We start from the raw sequence: 5,810 nt of genomic DNA, 5'->3' as shown, positions 1-5,810 counted from the left end.
TCGAATCGCAAGGAATACGAGGCGAGACGGCAGCAGCGGGAAATGGAAAAGACATGGGATTCATTCGAATATTTACTCCGCGAAAAGCTGGAACAAGCGGATCACATCTTAGCGCGGATTGATTACGAAGCGTCCGGCTTGGATGTATCAGTAAGTGTCCGGCGTGAATATGTGCGGGCAAGATTAATCAAGTTGATCGGCGAAATCACGGAGAAGCGGGAGGCGAAGAAAAATGCAATGTAAAGTGCCAGGATGCAACAACGAAGCAAACAGACATTTCGCAATGGTAGAAGTTTGTGACAGATGCCAATTAGATTTGGTAGACGAAGCAATAGTTTATTACAACGGACGGTTTGATCATAGACCGGTATTTGAATCAATTCGGCACCTTACACCTTGGAAAAAGGCTGGTCCTGGAGATAAAACAACGGTTACCATAGCAGGAATTAAAAACGGCCAAATCACATCATTACGACTTGGCAATGACAAGTTTGTTATTGACCGGCGCAATCACTATAAGGGGGTAAAGGTACTATGACAAGATTCGTGGGAATTGATCCAAGCACTAAAACGGGATTGGTCATTTTAGACCGGGACGGAAACATTCTCGACACTATGGAAATCACAGCCGAAGGTGAAGACCCTGGAAGAATGGCAAATATTATTGCGGAAACTGTTGAGAATCTGGAGCAAGGTGATGTGGTCGCGATTGAAGGATTTGCTTATGGAGCTAAAGGCAATGCCGTGGGCATTCAATACGGGATTGGCTACGGAATACGAATAGAGATGTACAACGGCGGCACGAATTATATCGAGGTAGGGCCCGGGCAACTCAAAAAGTTCGCCAGCGGCAAGGGGAACACAAAGAAAGACGAATTAGCGGTACACATTTACAAGCAATGGGGATTCGAACACCATTCTGATAACGTACGAGATGCCTTTGTTTTGGCCCAAATCGCCCGGGCGGTAAAGTTGGGTACAGCTACAACCAAGTATCAACAGGAAGTCGTAAAAGCGATTTTGGAGCCGCCGAAGACGAAGCAAAAGAAGAGCAAGGTAGCAAACGCATGATTTGAACGCCGTAATCGCCACGTACAGACGCTTTAATAGTTAGGTAGAGTATTTGTTAGGGTAAACCTTAGAGACCCCTCACAAAGCCTCCTAGAGCGTCACAACACGTCAACCAAGTATACAGGGATTAAAACTAAGATAAGGAGATGGTAAGGATGCCAACAGGATACACAAGTTCAATTTATAACGGAGAAGAAGTAACGGTTAAAGATTTTGTTTTGAAATGTTCCAGAGCTTTCGGAGCGCTCGTCATGATGAGAGACGAACCGATGGATGCGGAAATACCTGTATTTGAGCCAAGTAGTTACAACCTTGAAAGTTTGGAAAAGGCAAAAGAACAATTGAAAAAATTAACATCACTGAGCAGCGAAGAAGTCGAGAAACTGGCAGAAGAAGAATACCGAAATGGGGTTGAAGAATATCAAAAAAACCTCAAAAAAAGAAGAGAGTTAAGAAGTCGCTATGAAAGGTTATTAGCCGAAGTTAATGCTTGGAATCCTCCATCAAGCGAACACGTGGGGTTAAAAGAATTTTGTGTGAAGCAGCTTGAAGAGAGCATCGATTGGGATTGCGACGAAAAGTATCTAACGCCGCCGGTTCGACTTAGTGGCGAAGAATATCGGAAATCTGGAATTGTTAAGGCGCATAAGGAAATTGCCTATTACTCCAATGCACATGAAGAAGAAGTACAGCGTACGAACTCGCGCAATCTATGGGTTAAGCAATTAAAAGATTCTTTGGGGGAGGAATCCAAATGATAGGAAAAGCCAGCGAGATGGAAAAGCAACTGAAATTCAACCCGAACAATCGCGCCCATGCCTTCGTAGTAACCGGGATGTTGGAGATGGTGGAAAAAGATGGTTTAACACCACGAGAGGTGTTCGTGGTGCTAGATGATATAAAGCGTCAAACGTTTCGGGCGCTAATGGAAATTTACGGGGAGGTTAAATAGAATGGCTAAATATCGCAAAAAACCAGTAATTATTGACGCTGATCCATACCAACCAGGAATGGAAGATGGCTTTGATATTGAACATCCAGAAGAACAGCATAGGGCGGATAGAAAGCCTTATATCAAAACGCTAGAAGGGAAAATGTACATCAGTCCGGGAGATTACATTATCACAGGTGTCAAAGGTGAAAGGTATCCATGTAAACCGGATATTTTTGAATCGACTTACGAAAAAGCCGGGAAAGATAGAACATGGGAGATAGAAAATCGCTATAAAAACGCATTACATGGTTGGTTAAATCCATTTGATAAGGCGGCAGGCAGCTATTACAACGGATACCTAAACGGAGTTAGAGACACCTTGAGGGCGCTTAAAGAGGAAAACGCCAGACTACGTAAAGCACTAGAAGAAGCAAGACAAGCTGACAAGGTGGCCAAAAAAGCAATTGATGATATGGGGAAAGTGATTAATCAGAAAGGTGCGAGGATTTGCGAGTTAGAGGAACAATTAACGGCTGCTTTAGGGGAAGGTGATAAGGAATGAGTAACGAGTTGTATGACAAGGAAAATATTTACGACAACGAGATAGCACCACTTATGAAACAAATTATTGAAATCTGCAAACGAGAAGAATTGCCTATGGTTGCTCAATTTTATTTGAAACAACAACACCCCGATGCAGACGAGGAAAACGCGGCAATGTATTGTACCACTACAATAATTCCATCGAGAGACAAAATTTATGAAGATCATCATAAGCATTTATCTTATGTTGCTGAAGCAATGCGTTATGGACCGAACGGAAAGCCTTATGTGATGGCTGCAACCATTAGCCCCTATACGGATATAGAAGAGTAGACACAAGGGAGAGTGAGATCCAAATGAGCATAAACAAAGGACTTTTTACATCCACAACGGATTTATGGGAAACGCCGCAGGATTTTTTCGATTCGCTCAATTCCGAGTTTAATTTTGAAACCGATGTATGCGCGTTGCCCGAAAATGCAAAGTGTGAAACCTATTATTCCCCGGATGATAACGGACTGAATCAAGAATGGCGCGGTACATGCTGGATGAATCCGCCATATGGCAGAAAGATCGGGGAATGGGTGAAGAAAGCTTATGAATCATCATTGAACGGGGCAACGGTGGTTTGTTTGCTCCCTGCGCGGACTGATACCGCATGGTGGCATGATTACTGTATGAAAGGTGAGGTTCGCCTAGTTAGGGGGCGGTTGAAGTTTGGCGGATCCAAATGGAATGCACCGTTTCCCAATGCAGTTGTGATTTTTGGAGAACGAGCGAAGGTTGACACGTTGAAAGCAATGTAATGCTGTACACGTCAAAAAGTATGCACTAGGCCGAAGGCCCCCGAGTTGACCGAATCCGCCTAACGCCAGTGGGGGCCATAAAATAGCTAGGTCAGGGAGGGAATAAAGCAATGAGAGATTATAGGGGTAAACGAAAAGATAACGGTGAATGGGTATATGGGTACTTGATCGGCAATGACGTAATTGTCGGAGATATCGTTGAGTTTACGGACGAATACTTTAATACAGAGTTTTGGTGTAAAGTCGATCCCGAAACAGTAGGGCAATACACAGGAATCAAAGATAAGAACGGCAAGGAGATTTACGAAGGGAATACCGTATTAATAACCGGCGAACAAGAGTTAGACGTCGGTCTGTCTTTCCTGTGGAATGAAAAGGCAATAGTCAAATGGTCAGAAGATGAATGTGGTTTTTACCTAGACGTTATAAACAAGCGAGAAGTAAGTATATGCCAAGATGGATATTTCACCGTCGATACATTCCCGTTGAGAAAATGGGAAGAGGAAGAATGGCCGATTGAATACGAGGTTGTCGGCAATGTTTGGGAGAGCGCAGGCTTAGGGGAGGTAAGAGAGAGATGAATAAACAACCAGTAGATGCGCAAAAGCTGCTTAAATGGCTTGAATCGGATAAAAGGGCCGAAGCATTTTGGATTGATGGACTGGATAGCACAGTGGCATTTGACAACCTTAGTGACGCTATTGATGCGGGCGAACTGGCTCCCGATCCCATCCCCTTACCAACCATAAAGCCGGGAGATCAGGTGGTAATCACTGATGCAATGAATCCAGATTTTATTGGCACTAAAGCTATAGTTGAGAAAATAAGTAAGTCGTCGCCGTATAGTGCAATACTCAAGGAAATCGCCGGGGATTGGCCCCTGTCCAGTTTGGAGGTATCCCATGACTAAACAGGTTAGAGACTGGCAAAAGGATAAACGGTATCTTGATCAACTGAACGATTGGGAGATAGACCCGGACGACGATGATCTTTATAAAACTGCATCATACTGGCATCGAGAAGCCGCAGCAGAAAAAGAACGTGCGGACAAGGCAGAGCAACGGGCAAGAGTCACCGACGCAATGGAAGCGACAGCAAGGGCAGCAGGAGCGGCACTGATTGAAGCAGAAGCCCGGGAAAAGAAACTACGTGAAGCGATAGAACAAGCCATTAAAGAGTATGGGGAATGGAATGATAAGTCAGCAGCGGCTAATGTCATGGTTGAAATATTGATGCATGCCATTGAACCATCATATTACCCCGTTGAGGAGGAAGAAGCAAAGTGAGAAAATGCAATAGATGCAAGACGGATGTGCCTGACGAATATTATATTTGTGACTCATGTCGAATTAAACAGATCGAAAAGAGAATCGAAGAAAATACAAGTTATGTACGGCATTTAGATGATCTAAAATTCTTGATGAATAAATACAAAGAGGTGCAGTCACTATTAACATCTCATGGACCCGAAGGACATCAATACAGTAATGCCGCATATGTAGAGATTTTGCAAGAATCGCATTCTCGTAAATTGAAATTAGATGTTCTTACTGATGCTCTAAAATTCTACGCTGATAAACCATGTATACAGGAAAATGAAATAGGTTGGAATGTGGGATACATCGCACGAAAGAAGCTCAAAGAGGCCGAATCTATTGTTTGAGGAGGAAGAAGCAAAGTGAACGTTAAACAAGGAAACACCTATTGGGGAATGGTTGGAAGTCGAGAAGTCGAGCGACGTGTGAATATTATCGAAACGAGATCAAGCGGAACGCAATATGTGAACTGGACTCATATTAAAAAAGACGGAACGCTAGGAAAATGCAGTTGGATGGAAAGAAGCAAGTTTGAAAAGTGGGCAAAAGGACTGTTTGAGGAGGCGGAAGCAAAGTGAAGGAACTAGCCTTAACCAAAGATCAATATGACAGAATTATGTCGGCTGTATGGGTTATGCATCGTTTTGGCGGTCTATCAGATGAAGTGTGGAACAACCCGGAACTAGTGGATAAATGCAAGAACATTAAATATGTACGACCAAACTGGGATATGAGAGATGGTATGTGCTTCTCTATTCGATTTGATGGACTTTTCGGAAAAGACGGAACTATCACATTTAATTCAGGGTATGGCGAAACGGTCCCTATGTATGATCGGATCATGGAATGGCTGAATAGTACAAATGGCAAGGAGGCAGAAGCATGATACCGTGGGTGAAATATGATCCAGAAAATCCGCCGGAAAAGAACAAAGTATATCTAGTTACAGACGGTAAACTGCCTCACACGGCATATTTGGACACAGTTAAAAGATTGGGGTTGCAATGGTGGCAAACTGATATGAATTGGTTGCTTCCTGGCATAACCCACTACGCAGAAATAAACCTACCAGGGGAGGAAACCGAATGACACAAAAACTGATATGCGGAAAATGCAAATGTCAGAAATGGAGAAAGAGGC

Annotated in this window: 15 protein-coding genes; all 15 read left to right on the top strand. The window is 43.4% G+C overall.

Annotated features, from left to right (window positions below; translation table 11 throughout):
- Nucleotides 1-243: hypothetical protein (locus NYE69_RS33295; protein WP_340930690.1), on the top strand; the 243-nt coding region annotated here is incomplete at its 5' end.
- Nucleotides 233-538: a hypothetical protein gene (locus NYE69_RS33290; RefSeq protein ID WP_340930688.1), complete on the top strand. Its 306-nt coding sequence runs from the start codon at nt 233-235 to the stop codon at nt 536-538. The genes NYE69_RS33295 and NYE69_RS33290, both read left to right, overlap by 11 nt.
- Nucleotides 535-1,071 carry a hypothetical protein gene (locus NYE69_RS33285; RefSeq protein WP_340930687.1) on the top strand — a complete coding sequence of 179 codons (537 nt, stop codon included), beginning with the start codon at nt 535-537 and terminating at the stop codon, nt 1,069-1,071. Before NYE69_RS33290 ends, NYE69_RS33285 begins: the two co-directional genes overlap by 4 nt.
- A gap of 155 nt (nt 1,072-1,226) precedes the next feature.
- The gene (locus NYE69_RS33280) at nt 1,227-1,829 is read left to right on the top strand and encodes a hypothetical protein (RefSeq protein WP_340930685.1); all 603 of its coding nucleotides are present in this window, start codon (nt 1,227-1,229) and stop codon (nt 1,827-1,829) included.
- Nucleotides 1,826-2,023, top strand: coding sequence for a hypothetical protein (locus NYE69_RS33275; RefSeq protein WP_340930683.1), 198 nt, complete (start codon nt 1,826-1,828; stop codon nt 2,021-2,023). The genes NYE69_RS33280 and NYE69_RS33275 overlap by 4 nt, the downstream gene beginning before the upstream one ends.
- A gap of 1 nt (nt 2,024) precedes the next feature.
- On the top strand, nt 2,025-2,567 hold the full coding sequence (locus tag NYE69_RS33270; RefSeq protein WP_340930682.1) for a hypothetical protein: 543 nt from the start codon (nt 2,025-2,027) through the stop codon (nt 2,565-2,567).
- Complete coding sequence (locus NYE69_RS33265; protein ID WP_340930681.1) at nt 2,564-2,881, top strand: hypothetical protein; 318 nt, start codon at nt 2,564-2,566, stop codon at nt 2,879-2,881. The genes NYE69_RS33270 and NYE69_RS33265 overlap by 4 nt, the downstream gene beginning before the upstream one ends.
- A gap of 23 nt (nt 2,882-2,904) precedes the next feature.
- Nucleotides 2,905-3,354 (top strand): DNA N-6-adenine-methyltransferase, encoded by a 450-nt coding sequence (locus tag NYE69_RS33260; protein WP_340930679.1) that lies wholly within the window; start codon nt 2,905-2,907, stop codon nt 3,352-3,354.
- Nucleotides 3,355-3,464: 110 nt separating this feature from the next.
- Nucleotides 3,465-3,935 (top strand): YopX family protein, encoded by a 471-nt coding sequence (locus tag NYE69_RS33255; RefSeq protein ID WP_340930677.1) that lies wholly within the window; start codon nt 3,465-3,467, stop codon nt 3,933-3,935.
- Complete coding sequence (locus NYE69_RS33250; RefSeq protein WP_340930675.1) at nt 3,932-4,264, top strand: hypothetical protein; 333 nt, start codon at nt 3,932-3,934, stop codon at nt 4,262-4,264. The genes NYE69_RS33255 and NYE69_RS33250 overlap by 4 nt, the downstream gene beginning before the upstream one ends.
- On the top strand, nt 4,257-4,640 hold the full coding sequence (locus tag NYE69_RS33245; protein ID WP_340930673.1) for a hypothetical protein: 384 nt from the start codon (nt 4,257-4,259) through the stop codon (nt 4,638-4,640). The genes NYE69_RS33250 and NYE69_RS33245 overlap by 8 nt, the downstream gene beginning before the upstream one ends.
- Nucleotides 4,637-5,017, top strand: a complete 381-nt coding sequence (locus NYE69_RS33240) for a hypothetical protein (protein ID WP_340930671.1) — start codon at nt 4,637-4,639, stop codon at nt 5,015-5,017. Before NYE69_RS33245 ends, NYE69_RS33240 begins: the two co-directional genes overlap by 4 nt.
- 15 nt (nt 5,018-5,032) lie before the next feature.
- Nucleotides 5,033-5,248: a hypothetical protein gene (locus NYE69_RS33235; RefSeq protein ID WP_340930669.1), complete on the top strand. Its 216-nt coding sequence runs from the start codon at nt 5,033-5,035 to the stop codon at nt 5,246-5,248.
- Nucleotides 5,245-5,556 (top strand): hypothetical protein, encoded by a 312-nt coding sequence (locus tag NYE69_RS33230; protein ID WP_340930667.1) that lies wholly within the window; start codon nt 5,245-5,247, stop codon nt 5,554-5,556. The genes NYE69_RS33235 and NYE69_RS33230 overlap by 4 nt, the downstream gene beginning before the upstream one ends.
- On the top strand, nt 5,553-5,759 hold the full coding sequence (locus tag NYE69_RS33225) for a hypothetical protein (protein ID WP_340930665.1): 207 nt from the start codon (nt 5,553-5,555) through the stop codon (nt 5,757-5,759). The genes NYE69_RS33230 and NYE69_RS33225 overlap by 4 nt, the downstream gene beginning before the upstream one ends.
- Nucleotides 5,760-5,810 lie beyond the last annotated feature (51 nt).

Origin of the sequence: Paenibacillus sp. FSL R5-0527 (assembly GCF_038008055.1) — a bacterium.
In the GTDB taxonomy this organism is placed as follows: Bacteria; Bacillota; Bacilli; order Paenibacillales; family Paenibacillaceae; genus Fontibacillus; species Fontibacillus macerans.
This window is presented reverse-complemented; position numbering and strand designations above follow the sequence as displayed.

What these genes read in the sequence shown, in the direction of transcription:
- NYE69_RS33290 (WP_340930688.1), top strand. Translation starts at nt 233, where the DNA reads ATGCAATGTAAAGTGCCAGGATGCAACAACGAAGCAAACAGACATTTC.
- NYE69_RS33285 (WP_340930687.1), top strand. Translation starts at nt 535, where the DNA reads ATGACAAGATTCGTGGGAATTGATCCAAGCACTAAAACGGGATTGGTC.
- NYE69_RS33270 (WP_340930682.1), top strand. Translation starts at nt 2,025, where the DNA reads ATGGCTAAATATCGCAAAAAACCAGTAATTATTGACGCTGATCCATAC.
- NYE69_RS33265 (WP_340930681.1), top strand. Translation starts at nt 2,564, where the DNA reads ATGAGTAACGAGTTGTATGACAAGGAAAATATTTACGACAACGAGATA.
- NYE69_RS33280 (WP_340930685.1), top strand. Translation starts at nt 1,227, where the DNA reads ATGCCAACAGGATACACAAGTTCAATTTATAACGGAGAAGAAGTAACG.
- NYE69_RS33255 (WP_340930677.1), top strand. Translation starts at nt 3,465, where the DNA reads ATGAGAGATTATAGGGGTAAACGAAAAGATAACGGTGAATGGGTATAT.
- NYE69_RS33250 (WP_340930675.1), top strand. Translation starts at nt 3,932, where the DNA reads ATGAATAAACAACCAGTAGATGCGCAAAAGCTGCTTAAATGGCTTGAA.
- NYE69_RS33260 (WP_340930679.1), top strand. Translation starts at nt 2,905, where the DNA reads ATGAGCATAAACAAAGGACTTTTTACATCCACAACGGATTTATGGGAA.
- NYE69_RS33225 (WP_340930665.1), top strand. Translation starts at nt 5,553, where the DNA reads ATGATACCGTGGGTGAAATATGATCCAGAAAATCCGCCGGAAAAGAAC.
- NYE69_RS33275 (WP_340930683.1), top strand. Translation starts at nt 1,826, where the DNA reads ATGATAGGAAAAGCCAGCGAGATGGAAAAGCAACTGAAATTCAACCCG.
- NYE69_RS33245 (WP_340930673.1), top strand. Translation starts at nt 4,257, where the DNA reads ATGACTAAACAGGTTAGAGACTGGCAAAAGGATAAACGGTATCTTGAT.